This is a genomic window from Gordonia hirsuta DSM 44140 = NBRC 16056, from assembly GCF_000333015.1.
Taxonomy (GTDB): domain Bacteria; phylum Actinomycetota; class Actinomycetes; order Mycobacteriales; family Mycobacteriaceae; genus Gordonia; species Gordonia hirsuta.
In genome coordinates, this window is sequence record NZ_BANT01000038.1 from 24,236 (window position 1) to 39,616 (window position 15,381).

Consider the following 15,381-nt stretch of genomic DNA (forward strand, 5'->3'; position numbering starts at 1 on the left):
TCGGCCATACGTCCGCGAACACACCACCGATCCTCGATCATGGTGGGCATGCGATGGCGACGACGGTGGGCAGCCCTGACCGCGGCGGTGATTCTGCCGGTGGCGGCGCTGACCGCGTGTTCGTCCGGCGATTCGGGTGAGGGTCCGGCCGCCGTGCGGTCCGAGCTGCCGGCCAAGGTGCGCGATTCGGGCAGGCTCGTCATCGGGACCAGCTCCCCGTTCCCGCCGATGGAGTTCCGGGACGGCAACGATCGGCTGACCGGTTTCGACGTCGATCTGCTCGAGGCGATCGCCGCCGAGCTGGGCGTGCAGACCGACTTCCAGCAGGGGCCGTTCCCGGAGCTGCTGCCCGGAGTGGTCGGCGGCGAGTACGACCTCGCGGTGCGCGGCCTGTTCGACACCGTCGCCCGCCAGCAGCAGGTCGACATGGTGACCTACTTCAGCGCCGGTACCCAGTGGGCGGCGCGCATCGGGGCCACCGTCGACCCGGCCGACTCCTGCGGCATGCGCGTCGGCGCCGAACGCGGCACCGTCCAGTTCACCACCGAACTGCCCGCCAAGAGCACCGCCTGCACCGATGTCGGCGAGGAGGCCATCGAGATCGTCGGTTTCGACACGATCGCGCAGGCCGTCGAGGCGCTGGCCGATCAGCAGGTCGATGCGGTCTCCGCCGACTCCCCGGCGATCCTGTACCTGGCGAGGACCTCGCAGGACCGGGTCGCCCCGGTCGGCGCCGCCTTCGACACCGCGCCGTACGGGCTGGCGGTCGCCAAGGGATCGTCCCTGGGGCCGGTGCTGCAACAGTCGGTGCAACGGCTGATCGACGACGGCGAGCTGGCGCAGATCGCGCAGAAATGGGGCCTGGAGGGCGGGCTGATCACCACCTCCCTGATCAACGGGGCCACCAGCTGATGGCCGCCGCACACCGCCGGTGGCTCGCCGCCGTCGCCGCGGTCGCCACCGTCGCGCTGGCTGCGGGCTGCTCGACCACCGAGAGCGGGACCGCCGAGCCGCCGCCCACTCCGATCGCCGCCGAGGAGGCACCGGAGGCCTTCGCCGAGGTGATTGCCTCGTCGAACATCGATGCCAAGCGATACGCCTATCCGGTCGCGCAGGGGCACGGCGACAACGACCAGAATTGGGTCGACCTGTTCCTGCCCAAGGGCGACGATCTGCCGGACGGTTCGGTGCCGCTGGTGGTGCTGATCCACGGCGGTGCCTGGCAATCGCAGATCGGCGCGGACGTCTTCGTGACCTTCGCCCGGCGCCTGGCCGAACGCGGCCTGGCCGTGGCCAACGTCGAATACCGCCGGGTCGGTTCCGGCGGCGGCTACCCGCAGACCTTCGCCGATGTGGCCGCCGCGATCGACTACCTCCCGGAGATCGGCCGGGACAATCCGGCGATCGACCTGACCGACGCGGTGGTGGTGGGGCATTCGGCCGGCGGCCAGCTGGCGATGTGGGCGGGTACCCGCCACAAGCTGGACGACGACGAGGTCGGCGCGAAACCGAAGTACCGGCCCACCAGCGTCGTCTCCCTGGCCGGCCCCCTCGATATGCGCACGGCGGTGTCGATGGGCGATCAGAACATCGTCAGGGCGCTCGGCGGCACCCCCGACCAGGTGCCGCAGCGCTACACCTCGGTGGACCCGATCCAGAACATCGACCCGGATACGCCGATCATCGCGATGGCCGGCGGCAACGATCACGTGGTGCCGGCGGTGGTCTCCCGCAACTACGTCGACGCGGTCCACCGGGCCGGCGGAGCGGGCACCTTCGTCCTGCTCGACGGCGCCAACCACGTCTCCATCGTCGACCCGGCCCGGCCGGAGTTCATGCGGGTGATCGAGACGGTCAGCCGCGCCGCTCAGCGCGCGCACGACTGAACCCGCTGGCACGACCGGACGCCGGCAGGGCCAAACCTGACCGCTTCCAGGACGCACGGACGAGCAGCAGCCACCCGCGTACCGCACAACGCGCGGGGTCCGCGTCAGTCCTCGTCGTCCCACTCGCTGCGGACGACCATCCGCGGCACCTTTTCGCCGTAGACCACTTCGATCTCACGCTCGCCGGCGCCGATCGGATCGGCGTCGACGGTGGCGATCGGCGGTGGCGGACCGGGGAAGTCCTCGACCTCGGGGAAACGCGCGGCCCCCTGCTCGTGGTCGTATTCGTGGTCGAAGTCGTGCCGGATGTCGTGCGTGGCCCCGGGAGCGGCGCCGCCGTTAGTCCACTCCTGCGCCCACGGATTGGTGTGCTCGTGGTCGTCGTCCGCGGCGGGCTGATCTGCGACGTCGGCGTCGGAGTCGGAGTCGGAGTCGGAGTCGGAGTCGGCGTCTTCGTCGTACGACATCCCCAGATACTTGCGCCACACACTCTCGTGGCGCGGCACCACACCGTCGGCTGCAGCGTCCCGCTCGGCCTCGTAGACCTGATTCATCAGGCTCAGCACCGCGCGCCGCTGCACATCTTCGGCGCTATCGCGGGCGTGCTTGCGGAACGGGATGTCGATCCGGGTCAGCGACGGACTCACCGCGTCGCGCGGGAAGTCGGCGCTGGCGAGTCGTTCGAAGAGCTTCTGGGTCAGTGCCAGCACCGGTTGGGTTGTGACGATTCCGTCGAGGACACTCCCCCGGTTGCGTTCGGCGGCCTTGCGCTCCTCCCACTCGCGGATCTGCCGTTCCAGATCCGCGTGCTCACCCGCGAGCACCCCGGGTGTGCGGTAGGACACCTTGTCGATGAAGCTCTGGGCGACGTCGTCGATACCGAAGGAGCCGTCGGCGGCGTCTTCGGCGATCCGCGCGTGGAACAGCACCTGCAACAGCAGGTCGCCCAACTCGGACTGCAACTCAGCCGAGTCGTTGCCGTCGATGGCGTCGAGCAGCTCGTAGGCCTCCTCCAGGAGGTAGCGCCGCAGCGAGTCGTGCGTCTGCCTGCCCTCCCACGGGCCGGTGCGCCGCAACCGGTCCATCAGCGCGACCGCCGCCAGCAACCTGGTACCCGGTACCGTGTCGCCGGCGATCAACTCGTCGCCACGCGAAAGCTGCTGGCGCACAACAGGATGGTTTCTGTCGGACGACAGAACCACGGCGCCGAACGGCAGATCGCTGCCGATGCCGGCGAACTCGTACGACGGCAGATTCCACAGCAGCGAAGGGTTCACGTCCTCGGTGACGTACACGTGGCCGGTCATCGCGGCGACCGCACGCACCGGGATCAGATCGGGCAGCGCAGGATCCAGCAGGATCACGGGCATAGGGACACCTCCGAGTCGAAACAGCTCGGCATGAACCTTACTTGGTGGCAGATGTCAGCCAGGAGGTTCAACAAGGCTTCAATACCCATCGGGCGCTCGTGGCAGCCAATACGCTGTGCGGTTGTCGGAGCTGCGAAGCAGTATGTGCGCCATGACTGTGCCGATCACGTTCAGGTTCGTCGATGTTTACGACGATGAACCGCATGTCCAACTAGAAACCCTCATGGCCCCACCCCCTCCCATTGCCACTCCGACAGAGCTCAACGAGTGGGCTGATGACCACGTCTTTCCGCATACGGGAGATGGGAAGGCCATCGACAAGGACGCCGCATACTTCGCCGAGGTGACGGTGTGTGACTCGCAACCAGAGCTGGTCGGTGTCGAGTTCGCCTGGGGGTGCTGAGCATCGTCCCTTACCCACTACCAAGAGGGCGAGATGCCAGACTGTGACCATGCACGAGGGGATATTCGAGGAGCTCGTCACCGAGCGCGTGCGCCAGAGCTTGCAGGAAACGGATCTTCTCGCCAGTTTTGGGGATGTCGAGAAGATCGATCAGCCTCACGTCTTTGCCCGCCACGTGGGCAACATCGTGGCCCAGCACCTGACCGCACTCAAGGACGCCGATGATCGCATTGCGGTGGCGAACAGAGTCATCCAACTACTCGATGCTCCACACGAGAACATCTCCCGTCCACCCAGGCAGCTGTTGCGACTGCACAGGGAGAGCGCACCGGGGGCCCATGACCGCACATCAGTCCGACCAACCACACCTCTGTCAGAAGTTGCGCTCCTCACAAACGCGGGAAACGGAGAGCCGTCGATAGGGCATGAACTACCTGCTGAAATGGCCTCCGCAGACTCAGTAGACCTGGTCTGCGCCTTCATCCGCTGGAGCGGCGTTCGCCTACTCGAACCCCAGCTCAGGGAGTTAGCTGCTACCGGCAAGCGACTGCGAGTCATCACCACCACGTATCTCGGTTCCACCGAGCGACAGACACTGGATCGGCTCGTTAACGACTACGGTGCCGAGGTGATGGTCCAGTACGACGCCCTTCGAACTCGACTGCATGCCAAGGCCTGGATGTTTCGACGTAGCAGCGGTTTCGACACCGCCTACATCGGCTCATCGAACCTCTCCAACGCGGCGCTGATCGATGGTGTGGAGTGGAACGTGCGTCTGTCGCGAGTCGCAACGCCGAGCCTGCTTGACCGATTCCAGTCGACCTTCGACACCTACTGGAACGAAGACCCTTCGTTCGAGGAATATGATCCGGGCCGGGACCGCGACCGCCTGGACGATGCACTCGCTGAGGCAGCAGGGAAAACCAGCAGCACGAACCTCACCGTCAATTTGTCGGGACTGGAAGTCCGCCCCTACCCCTTCCAGCAGGCAATGCTCGAAGACATCTGGGCTGAGCGCGCCGTTCACGACCGTCACTGGAACTTGGTGGTAGCCGCGACCGGTACAGGAAAGACAGTCCTCGCGGCACTCGACTACCGGCATCTTTCACGCGAAGCCGGGCATACACCTCGGCTGCTCTTTGTTGCCCACCGGCGCGAGATTCTGACTCAGGCTCTCCGGACTTTCCGTGAGGTACTGTCCGATCCCAACTTTGGTGAGCTCTATGTTGACGGCCACCGCCCCGAACGTTGGGACCACGTCTTCGCCAGCGTTCAGTCCCTCACGTCGTACGGGGTTCACAACGTTCCACCGGACCACTTCTCCGTCGTCATCATCGACGAGTTTCATCATGCGCAAGCCGGCACCTATCGACGAATCACAGAGCACCTTGCGCCCGATGAGCTGCTCGGACTCACCGCTACACCAGAGCGAGCAGACGGAGTCGACGTTCGCCAGTTCTTCGGCGGCAGGATCGCAACAGAGTTGCGCCTTTGGGATGCGCTCGCTGCCGAGTTACTTTGTCCGTTCCACTACTTCGGCATCGCGGATGGAACCGACCTCACTCAGCTGACCTGGCGTCGGGGAGCCTACGAAGCCGCCGAGTTGGAGCGCCTCTACACCGCCGACGACTCGCGGGCCCGCGTCATCCTGCATGCTGTGCGCGACAAGCTGATCAATCCTCACCAGATGCGCGGATTGGGCTTCTGTGTTTCGGTACAACACGCCAAATACATGTCCGATCGTTTCAATGCAGCCGGGATCACTGCAGACGTCGTGACCGGAGCAACCCCGCAAGGCGAGCGAGAGCAGTCTGTCGCCGCGCTGCGGAAGGGCGACGTGAACATCCTCTTCTCTGTCGATGTCTTCAACGAGGGGCTCGACATCCCAGAGGTCGACACCATCTTGATGCTTCGCCCCACCGAAAGCGTGACCGTCTTCCTGCAACAGCTCGGACGAGGCCTTCGAACAACTCCCGACAAGCCAGTTCTCACCGTCTTGGACTTCGTCGGAGCGCAACGCGACGAGTTCCGTTGGGACCTGCGCTTGCATGCAATGACCGGCCGGAAGCGACGTGACCTCGAAACCGACACCAGCAACGAGTTCCCGTTCGTCCCGCCGGGTTGCCGAATTGTGTTCGATGAACAGTCCCAGAAGTCCGTTCTCACGAATCTGAAGCAGCAACTACGTGCACGCTGGCGCGACATGGTTACCGACCTCCGCAATACCGGTGGAACATCCCTCCGGCAGTACCTCGAGGACACCGGCTTCGGACTATCCGACGTCCTGAAGCCAGGCAGCAATCGCGGATCGTGGACTCAACTGCAGCGTGCCGCAGGGATCCACGCCGGCGACGCCACCGAGCTCGAGCAACAACTTGCCAAACGGATGCGGGCCTTTGCCCACGTCGATGACCCCATCCGCGTCAGCGTTTTCAATAAGCTCATCGGCCCTCACCCGATCGACTACGATGAGCTCTCCCCGTTCGAGCAAACCGTTGCCCGCATGCTTATTTTCAACCTCTGGCCGACCGGCGGCAGCCTAGCGAGCTACGCCGAAGGCCTCACCCTCGTGCGCAACGAAGCCCTCATCCCAGAGGAAATCGCCAGCATCACAGACATCGCGTTCGCGGACAGTCGCACCGCCACCTTGCCGCTCCCCGAGCGTCTGTCTGAAGTACCTCTTCGTATCCACGCACGCTATAACCGTGAAGAGATTCTGGCGGCGCTCGGCGAAGCAACCCTGGCCTCGCCGCCTTCCTACTTTCGCGAAGGCGTCAAACATCTCAAGCACCTGGATGTCGACGTACTGCTGGTGACCCTGGTGAAGTCCGAGGCTGGGTTCTCACCTTCGACTATGTATCGCGACTATCCCATCAGCCGCACCTTGTTCCATTGGGAATCACAGTCGACGACCAGCTTGGACTCTCCAACTGGCCGGCGTTACGTCACCGGCGGAAGCACTGTGCTCTTGTTTGCACGCACGCACAAAACCGACGACTTGGGACCCATGCCATTCACGTTCCTGGGCCCGGCCACCATCGTCAGCCACGAGGGTGAGCGCCCCATCGCCATCACATGGCGCCTGGATAATCCCATGCCGGCCGAGTTGTTCAACGAAGCGAAGACTGCCAGCGGATAGCACCCTCCATGAGGTTTAGACTGTCCCCAGCTCGCACACCGGACGCACCTCCTACACAACATCGCTCCGCTCTTCCAGCCCGAGTCGATCAGCCTTTGACATGTCGTCGGAGCCATCCAGTACGGTCTAACTAAAATATGAGCTCGAGCACGAAGGACTCCAGTGAAGGGCAACATCCGACGGATTTACTCCGTCTTCGACGGCAATAGCAAGCAACTGCTCATCCCCGTCTATCAACGAAACTATGACTGGGGAGAATCACAATGTCGTCGCCTTTATGATGACCTTGTCGAGTTGACTCGGACCAATCGTGAAACACATTTTTTCGGCGCTGTCGTCGGTAACCCAGAGGACTCATTTACATACGTCGTCATCGACGGCCAGCAGCGCCTCACGACCACAAGTCTTCTGATGCTAGCGCTCGTCAATTCACTTTCATCCGGGATTGTCACCTCCAAAAAGGACCCACGCCTCGGACCAAAGATAAGAAGTAACTATCTAGAACTAGCCGATCAAGGCCAGGAAGCCAAGTTCAAACTAAAACCGGTTAAGAACGACAACGACGCGTACCGACGCCTCCTCAGTGGAGACGAAGCACTTCTCGAGGACTCGAATGTCACAGCCAACTATCGATACTTTATGTCCAGGATCGCCGAAGGCGAGTTAACTGGCGACCAACTGTGGGATGCCATTCAAAGACTTGAGGTAATGGTCCTTGACCTCGAAAAGCAGGATGACCCTCAAAGAATCTTCGAAAGCCTGAATTCCACCGGCCTTGAGCTCAGCGAAGCGGATAAAATTCGGAATATTGTCCTGATGGGCCTTCCTGCCAAAAAGCAGGAACTGCTTTACGAGAATTACTGGAACAGAGTAGAGGAGAACGTCGACTATGAAACCGACACCTTCATTCGAAGTTACCTAATCTCGAGGACCCGCAAGACACCCCGTCGCGACAGATTGTACGATACGTTTCGCGCCTATCAGAAGTCTTCCGGTCGGCCCATCGATGACATCCTCGCCGATATGCGTGCGTATTCCGAATTTTCGAAACAGATCGAGTCTTCAAATACGGGCCACGCCGGCACTGATCAACGACTCACACGGTTCAATCTGATGCGTCGCGACGTTGCGCTACCGTTTCTCATGCCCGTACTCGCTGACTTCGAAGAGGGGCGAATCTCAGGAGAGGATCTTCACAGGATAATTACAATCATCGATGTGTATCTCTTCCGTAGATTTACGTGCGAGGTTCCTACACATGGACTGAACAAGATCTTCGCGACACTTTACGGTGACGTCGCCAAGCTTGTAAGCAACGAAGCACACTTCGTCGATGTTCTGACCTACCTACTCACCCGGCGCGAGACCGGATCCGGGCGCTTTCCCCGCGACGATGAATTTCGAGAGGCGTTTGAAAGCAGAAATTTTTACAAGATACCGCCGACAATGCGAGGGTACGTTTTCGAATGCCTCGAGAACACAGACTCAAGCGACGGAGTCGATATCGCGAGAAGACTCGAATATCAGACCCTTAGCACTGAGCACGTCATGCCCCGAACTTTGACCAACTCTTGGAGGAATAGCCTCGGGTCGGATGCGGACGAGATTCATTCTACGTGGCTGAATAGAATTGGCAATCTGACCGTGACAGGCTACAACTCCAGCTACTCAAACTCGTCGTTTAACGAAAAGAAATCATGCGAAAACGGCTTTGATGCAACTCCTTACCGCTTAAACAAGGAGATGCGGGAGTCGGATTCTTGGGGCGTCGAACAGCTTCGAACGAGAAGCAAGCGCTTAGCTTCCGCCGCACTGGGGTACTGGCCTATGCCAGAAACGGATTTCGAGTTGGCGGTGGAGCCAATGCCAACAGAACCAATGAGTGACGATGGTTCATTTACAGGGCGAACAATTTCGGCGTTTGAACTTGGGAGCTCACACAGAACCGTCGCAAGCTGGGCGGAGACTGTTATTCAGGTGGTCCGGGAGCTTCTGGCCGACCACCGTGAACGGATCTTTGCGCTGGCAGTAGACGAATCGGGACTGAGCCTCGGCACTTCCTCACCGAAGTACTTTTCTGAAGTTGTCCCCGGGTTGCATATCAATACGCACAATACAACCGATGCTCGCGTTGCTATTCTCCGGAGAGTCTTTGCACATCTCGGACTGGACCCGGATGATCTGCTATTTGTGCTTGGCGCGAAACCCGCCACTAAAGAGTTCGACGACGCAGATCCGCCTGTCGGACGCTATGCCGAAATTACCAAATTCGTGGCACCGTTTAGCGAATTCGAAAACACTTCAGCGACAAGCGAAGCGACATCGGACATCCGGAACGAATTCGCACAATCTGCAAGAACGTTCACTGTTGACAACCCTCAACACCAGTTAGACGGCCGTAGCGTCCCAGAGGTGATGACGGCCGACTTCATAGACTCTGCGGACGACGAGCATCTGCTGGCTGCTCTATCCCTTCTTCTCCAGGTCGAGCCTCTGATGCCCGGTCAGGTCCACTCGCGACTGCTTGACGGTTCACTTGCGCGACTACTGGAGGCACTCACGTAGTCACCTGTAGCTACTGCTCATCCACGAAGGATCACTGAGCAAGCGGAGTCGGCTTCAGCGTCGTCAGGAACGACACCAGGTAGTCGATCAGCTCGTCGTCGCGCAACCGGGGTGAACCCATGCCACCCGACCGCGGGATCGGCAGGGTGATCGTCGACGTGGTCGCCCGGTAGTGCGCGCCCTTGAACAGGCGTGCGAGGCGGACCTGTTCGCTGTCGAGCAGTGGCAGCGGTGCGAACCGTACTGAGTCGCCGGCCGGGGTCACCTCGGTGATGCCGCGTTCGCGGCAGCGCAGCCGCAGTCGGGCGATCGCGGCCAGACGCTGCGTCTGGACGGGCGGTTCACCGTAGCGGTCGGTCAGCTCGGTGATCACCTCGTCGACGTCGTCGTCGCTGACCGCCGAGGCCAGCTTGCGGTAGGCCTCCAGGCGCAGTCGGTCGGCTTCGACGTATTCCACCGGGATGTGCGCGTCGACCGGCAGGTCGATCCGGACCTCCTTGGTCTCCTGCTGCGGGATGGCCTCGCCGTCGGCGGCGGCGCGGTAGGCCTCCACGGCCTCGCCCACCAACCGCACGTACAGGTCGAAGCCGACGCCGGCGACATGCCCGGACTGTTCGGCTCCCAGCACGTTGCCGGCTCCGCGCAACTCCAGGTCTTTGAGCGCTACGGCCATACCGGCGCCGAGCTCGTTGTTCTGCGCGATCGTGGCCAGCCGGTCGTAAGCGGTTTCGGTCAGCGGTTTGCCGTCGCTGTAGAACAGGTACGCGTAGCCGCGTTCACGCGACCGGCCCACCCGGCCGCGCAGCTGGTGCAGCTGGCTCAGGCCCAGGTTCTCGGCGCGGTCGACGATCAGCGTGTTGGCGTTGGAGATGTCCAGACCGGTCTCGATGATCGTCGTACACACCAGCACGTCGTAGTCGCGGTTCCAGAAGCCCTCGACCGTCTTCTCCAGCAGTTCCTCGGGCATCTGCCCGTGGGCGACGGCGATCTTGGCCTCGGGCACAAGCCGCGCCAGGTCCTTGGCCATCTTGTCGATGGTGGAGACCCGGTTGTGCACGTAGAAGACCTGGCCGTCGCGCAGCAGCTCGCGCCGGATAGCCGCGCCGACCTGCTTCTCCGAGTAGGCGCCCACATAGGTGAGCACCGGGTGGCGCTCCTCCGGCGGGGTCAGGATGGTCGACATCTCACGGATCCCGGCCATCGACATCTCCAGGGTGCGCGGGATCGGTGTGGCCGACATGGTCAGCACGTCCACGTGGGTGCGCAGGGACTTGATGTGTTCCTTGTGTTCGACGCCGAAGCGCTGCTCCTCGTCGACGATCACCAGCCCCAGGTCTTTCCACACCACCCCGGTCTGCAGCAGCCGGTGCGTGCCGATCACGATGTCCACCTCGCCGTCGGCCATGTCGGCCAGGATCTTCTTCGATTCGGCCGGCGAGGTGAACCGCGACAGCCCGGCAACCTTGACCGGGAAGCCGGCCATCCGCTCGGTGAACGTCTGCAGGTGCTGACCGGCCAGGATGGTGGTGGGCACCAGCACGGCGACCTGTTTGCCGTCCTGCACGGCCTTGAACGCCGCCCGCACCGCGATCTCGGTCTTGCCGTAGCCGACGTCGCCGACGATCACCCGGTCCATCGGGACCGGCTTCTCCATATCGGTCTTCACCTCGCCGATCACCGTCATCTGGTCGACGGTCTCGGTGAAGTCGAAGGCGTCTTCCATCTCCCGCTGCCAGGGACTGTCGGGGCTGAAGGCGAAGCCGGGTGCGGCGTGCCGGGCGGCGTACAGCTGCACCAGTTCCCCGGCGATCTCGCGCACCGCCTTGCGCGCCTTGCGTTTGGTGTTGGCCCAGTCGCTGCCGCCGAGTTTGCTCAGCGACGGCTGTTCGCCGCCGACGTACCGGGACAGCTGGTCGAGTGAGTCCATCGGAACGTACAGCCGGTCGCCGGGTTGACCGCGTTTGCCCGGCGCGTACTCGATCACCAGGTATTCGCGCCGCGCACCGCCGACGACGCGTTCGATCATCTCCACGAACTTGCCGATGCCGTGCTGGTCGTGCACCACCATGTCCCCGGCGGTCAGCGCCAGCGGGTCGACCTGATTGCGCCGTTTGGCCGGCAGCCGGCGGCCGTCACGGACCCCGGCCACGCGGGCCCCGGTCAGATCGGCTTCGGTGACGATCACCAGTGAACCCTGGTCCTGCGGCACCACCAGGCCGTGGCGCAGCGTGCCGTGATAGACCGCGACCGCATCGGCCGGCGGTTCGGCGCCGTCGTCCATCAGCCGCGCCGGGACCTCGGCCTCGCGCAGACGTTCGACGAAGCGCGTGGCGGTGCCGCGGCCGGCGGCCACCACCGCCGCCCGCGACCCCGACGCCAGCTGCGCCCGCAGTCCGGTCAGCAGCGCGGCGATCTCCTGTTCGTCCCCGTGCGGCGCCGGACCGGGCGCCAGGTCCAGTTCCAGCTCCTGTCCGCTGCCCGAGGACAGCGGGCTGACCGTCCACCACGACCGCCCGGCCGCGATGGTGGCCTCCTGCACCTCGCCGACGGGGCGGTAGGCGCTGGCCTGCAGATCCACCGAGTCGGCCTGCACCGGGGCGCTGGCGCCCAGGGCCGCGGCGTTCCACGAGGCCTCCAGGAACTCGGCGCCGGTGCGCTGCAGATCGGCGGCACGGGTGCGCACCTTCTCCGGATCGAGCACCAGCACCCGGGTGCCCTCGGGCAGCACCTGCGTGAGCAACTGCATCTCGCCGTCGACCAGGGCCGGGATCATCGCCTCCATCCCCTCCACGGGGATGCCCTCGGCCAGCTGCGTCAGCATCTCCGCCAGCGCCTGATCGTCGGTGCCGGCGGCCAGTTCGGCCGCGCGGCTGCGCACCTGCTCGGTGAGCACCAGCTCGCGGCACGGATGGATCATCACCTCGGCCGTCTCGATCTCCGGCTGCGTGCGCTGATCGGCGACCGAGAAGGCCCGCAGATCGGTCACCTCGTCGCCCCAGAACTCCACCCGCACCGGATAGTCGGCGGTGGTCGGGAACACGTCCAGGATGCCGCCGCGCACGGCGAACTCGCCGCGGCGCCCGACCATGTCGACGCGCTCGTAGGCCATCTCGACCAGCTGCTCCACCAGACCGTCGAACGGCACCTCGATCCCCTCGCGCAGGGTGACCGCGCGCAACGAACCCAGTCCCGGGGCCATCGGCTGGATCAGCGACCGCACCGTCGTGACCACCACCGCCAGCGGATCCTCACCGGGATCGGCGAGCCGGTGCAGCACCGCCAGCCGCTGGCCGACGGTGTCGGCGCTGGGCGACAGGCGCTCGTGCGGGAGCGTCTCCCACGACGGGAACTGGGCCACCGCACCGGCCCCCTGCGGCAGCAACTCCCCCAGCTCGGCGGTCAGGTCGTCGGCTTCGCGGCCGTTGGCGGTGACCACCAGCAGCGGTGCGGCGGCCGCGGCGGTCAGCGTCGCGACGATGAACGGCCGGGCCGCGTCCGGGGCGGTCAGCTCCAGCCGCGGTTCGTCGGTACGCCGGGCCAGTTCGGCGAAGGCGCCTGCGCCCGTCGCATAGATGTTCAGCCCGGACAGCGAGGGAGTGATCGACACCCGGACGATTCTAGTGCGCCGCCCGATGTGAGGCGGCCCTCGCCTAGGCTCGAAGGCAGGAGCATGAGGGGGCGAGTAGGCCGATGACAGAACACACCGGGCAGGTTGTTCAGCAGGGCGTTCGCACACGGGGCGGCTGGGAGCCGGTCGGCACCGCCGCTCAGCGCCGGGAAGCACATCCGAGCCGGGGCACCGAACGCGGCCGGGCCCGCCGGCGGGAGATCCTGGCCGCCGCGCGGCGGGTGTTCGAACGCACCGGATACGACGGCACCACCGTGCGCATGATCGTCGACGAGGCCGGCGTCGCGCGCGGCAGTTTCTACACCTATTTCGAATCCAAGATCGACGCCTTCCACGCGCTGGTCGACGAGAGCGGCGAGGAGATCATCGCGACGATCGGCTCCACCGCCGACGAGCCGGGCAGCACCCCGAGGGAGAGTCTGCGCGCGGCCAACCGGCGGTTCGTCGAGCTGTATCAGGCCAACGCCGCCCTCTACGGCCTGCTGGAGAACTCGGCGATGAGCGACGAACGGACCTCGCAGTACCGGCGCATGGGTCGCCGGGCGCACATCGACCGGGTGGCGCGCCGCATCCGCGCCTGGCAGGACGACGGCTACGCCGATGCGGACCTGGACCCGGTGGCCACGGCCGCCTCGCTGATCTCGATGACCGCCTACCAGTGCTACTGGTGGTTCGTCGACGGCGAACCGGTACCGGCCGCCGGCGCCGAACCGCTGCTCAGCGACATCTGGATCAGGACGCTGCAGCTGACCGACGAGCCGCACGCCTCCGGCCGGCCCGCCTAGGGCCCGCCCCGTCAGCCGACCTGCCCCGTCAGCCGACCTGCATGGGGAAGAAGGTCTCGTACAGGGCGGTGATGAAGAAGTTCACGCCGATGATCGCCACGGTGGAGATCACCACCGTGGCCGTCACCCCGTTGGCCACTCCCTGGGGTCCGCCCTTGGCTTCCAGTCCGCGCTGGCTGCCCACGATCGCGATGATGAACCCGAACACCACGGCCTTGCCCAGCGCCAGGAGGACATCGCGCTGGGAGGAGAACGCGCTGAACGACTGCAGGTAGCTGCCCGGCCCCACCCCCTGCACGGCGACGGCCAGATAGAAGGCCGCGAGCACGCCGATCAGGATGATGAACAGGGTCAGCAACGGGGCGACGATGAGCGAGGCCAGCAGGCGCGGCACCACCAGCCGGTTGACCGGATCGATGCCCATCACCTCCATGGCGTCGACCTCCTCGCGCACCGTCCGGGCGCCCAGGTCGGCGGCGATCGCCGAGGCTCCCGCCCCGGCCAGCAGCAGTCCGGAGGTCAAGGGGGCGGCCTGCTGGATCACCGCGATACCGCTGCCGGCGCCCAGCAGCGACTCGGCGCCGAGCTGGTTGATGATGTTGCCGATCTGAACGGTCACGATGATGCCGAACGGGATCGCCATCAGCAGCGCCGGAATCGCGGTGACGCTGACCAGGAACCACGCCTGCAGAACGGTCTCGCGCACCTGCAGCCGCCCCCGGAACGGGCCGGTGAGCAACTGCCCGGTCGCCTCGGCGGCCAGCTTGCAGGTGCGCCCGAAGGTCCGGACCGGGTCGACGGCGTTGCGGTCGAGGTTCTCGGTGAGGACGGCGCGGGCCGAATCGGTCATCTGCCGGGCTCCGGCTCGGGTGCAGGCTGCGGGTCGGGAACGGGGGCCGGCGCCGGGTCGGGATTCTCGCCGATCTGGGCGCCGACCGCCGAGGTGGGATCGCCCACCGAGGTGATGATCCAGTCGTCGGCGCGGTCGAGCACGATGCCGTACACCGCGGTGGTGATGCCGCCGCCGGGGGTCTGGATGGTCTTGGTGTTGACGTTGACCACCGCCTCGACCCGGAACCGGTCACCGGAGACGTCGGTGGTCTTGGCCAGCACCAACTCGGCGGTGGTCTGCATGCGCAGCGGGGTCAGCACCTGCTCCATCGTCGAACCGATCAAGTCGTACTGTTTGGCCAGCTCCGGGCTGACGCCCTCCTTCATCGACGCCACCCACGGCGTCAGGTCCTTGTAGTCCAGGGTCGCTGCGGCCACCGCATACGCCCCGGCGATCTCCTCGGCCTTGGCGCTGTCGGCCTCCTGCGACCGCAGATCGGCCAGTTCGCTGCGCGCCGACACCGTCTGCCAGATCAGCACGCCCAGCGCCGCACACACCAGGGCCACCACGACGCCGACGGCCAGCGCGCGCACCGAGACGGTGAGCTGGCGGCCCTTCTCCGTCGCCGGCTTCTCCGTCGCCGGCTTGTCCGTTGCCGCTTCGTCCGTCGCAGTGGAGTCCTCGTCAGGCGTCGGCTTCGGCTTGTCGTCGGTCACGGGAGGGGTCTCTTTCGTCGTCATGTGGTTCGTCGCCATGTGGTTCGTCGCCATGTG

10 protein-coding genes are annotated in these 15,381 nt (G+C 64.8%); 6 read left to right on the top strand and 4 right to left on the bottom strand.

What is annotated here, in order from left to right; genetic code table 11:
* Nucleotides 1–48 precede the first annotated feature (48 nt).
* Nucleotides 49–912, top strand: coding sequence for an ABC transporter substrate-binding protein (locus tag GOHSU_RS12825; RefSeq protein WP_162138716.1), 864 nt, complete (start codon nt 49–51; stop codon nt 910–912).
* Entirely contained in the window at nt 912–1,886 is a 975-nt protein-coding gene (locus tag GOHSU_RS12830) for an alpha/beta hydrolase family protein (protein WP_005942418.1), read from the top strand. Before GOHSU_RS12825 ends, GOHSU_RS12830 begins: the two co-directional genes overlap by 1 nt.
* Before the next feature lie 104 nt (nt 1,887–1,990).
* Here the strand turns inward: GOHSU_RS12830 and GOHSU_RS12835 are convergent, their stop codons facing one another.
* Nucleotides 1,991–3,256, bottom strand: coding sequence for a nucleoside triphosphate pyrophosphohydrolase (locus GOHSU_RS12835; RefSeq protein ID WP_005942421.1), 1,266 nt, complete (start codon nt 3,254–3,256; stop codon nt 1,991–1,993).
* A gap of 151 nt (nt 3,257–3,407) precedes the next feature.
* On the opposite strand from GOHSU_RS12835, the gene GOHSU_RS12840 reads away from it, so the two are divergent.
* From GOHSU_RS12840 to GOHSU_RS12850, 3 genes are all read left to right on the top strand, one after another.
* On the top strand, nt 3,408–3,659 hold the full coding sequence (locus GOHSU_RS12840) for a hypothetical protein (RefSeq protein WP_005942423.1): 252 nt from the start codon (nt 3,408–3,410) through the stop codon (nt 3,657–3,659).
* Between the two features lie 49 nt (nt 3,660–3,708).
* The gene (locus GOHSU_RS12845; RefSeq protein WP_005942427.1) at nt 3,709–6,798 is read left to right on the top strand and encodes a DEAD/DEAH box helicase; all 3,090 of its coding nucleotides are present in this window, start codon (nt 3,709–3,711) and stop codon (nt 6,796–6,798) included.
* 162 nt (nt 6,799–6,960) lie between these two features.
* Nucleotides 6,961–9,363, top strand: coding sequence for a DUF262 domain-containing protein (locus tag GOHSU_RS12850; protein ID WP_005942429.1), 2,403 nt, complete (start codon nt 6,961–6,963; stop codon nt 9,361–9,363).
* Between the two features lie 31 nt (nt 9,364–9,394).
* Here GOHSU_RS12850 and mfd read toward each other — a convergent pair whose 3' ends face one another.
* Nucleotides 9,395–12,970, bottom strand: a complete 3,576-nt coding sequence (gene mfd / locus GOHSU_RS12855) for a transcription-repair coupling factor (protein WP_005942431.1) — start codon at nt 12,968–12,970, stop codon at nt 9,395–9,397.
* Nucleotides 12,971–13,053: 83 nt separating this feature from the next.
* On the opposite strand from mfd, the gene GOHSU_RS12860 reads away from it, so the two are divergent.
* Nucleotides 13,054–13,776, top strand: a complete 723-nt coding sequence (locus GOHSU_RS12860; protein ID WP_005942433.1) for a TetR/AcrR family transcriptional regulator — start codon at nt 13,054–13,056, stop codon at nt 13,774–13,776.
* A 28-nt stretch (nt 13,777–13,804) separates the two neighbouring features.
* On the opposite strand, the gene GOHSU_RS12865 is transcribed toward GOHSU_RS12860, so the two are convergent.
* Nucleotides 13,805–14,626 carry an MlaE family ABC transporter permease gene (locus GOHSU_RS12865; RefSeq protein ID WP_005942435.1) on the bottom strand — a complete coding sequence of 274 codons (822 nt, stop codon included), beginning with the start codon at nt 14,624–14,626 and terminating at the stop codon, nt 13,805–13,807.
* A complete protein-coding gene (locus GOHSU_RS12870; protein ID WP_005942438.1) occupies nt 14,623–15,324 on the bottom strand; it encodes a hypothetical protein in 702 nt (233 codons plus the stop codon). The genes GOHSU_RS12865 and GOHSU_RS12870 overlap by 4 nt, the downstream gene beginning before the upstream one ends.
* Nucleotides 15,325–15,381 lie beyond the last annotated feature (57 nt).

What these genes read in the sequence shown, in the direction of transcription:
- GOHSU_RS12845 (WP_005942427.1), top strand. Translation starts at nt 3,709, where the DNA reads ATGCACGAGGGGATATTCGAGGAGCTCGTCACCGAGCGCGTGCGCCAG.
- GOHSU_RS12865 (WP_005942435.1), bottom strand. Translation starts at nt 14,626, where the DNA reads ATGACCGATTCGGCCCGCGCCGTCCTCACCGAGAACCTCGACCGCAAC.
- GOHSU_RS12860 (WP_005942433.1), top strand. Translation starts at nt 13,054, where the DNA reads ATGACAGAACACACCGGGCAGGTTGTTCAGCAGGGCGTTCGCACACGG.
- GOHSU_RS12825 (WP_162138716.1), top strand. Translation starts at nt 49, where the DNA reads ATGCGATGGCGACGACGGTGGGCAGCCCTGACCGCGGCGGTGATTCTG.
- GOHSU_RS12835 (WP_005942421.1), bottom strand. Translation starts at nt 3,256, where the DNA reads ATGCCCGTGATCCTGCTGGATCCTGCGCTGCCCGATCTGATCCCGGTG.
- GOHSU_RS12830 (WP_005942418.1), top strand. Translation starts at nt 912, where the DNA reads ATGGCCGCCGCACACCGCCGGTGGCTCGCCGCCGTCGCCGCGGTCGCC.
- GOHSU_RS12840 (WP_005942423.1), top strand. Translation starts at nt 3,408, where the DNA reads ATGACTGTGCCGATCACGTTCAGGTTCGTCGATGTTTACGACGATGAA.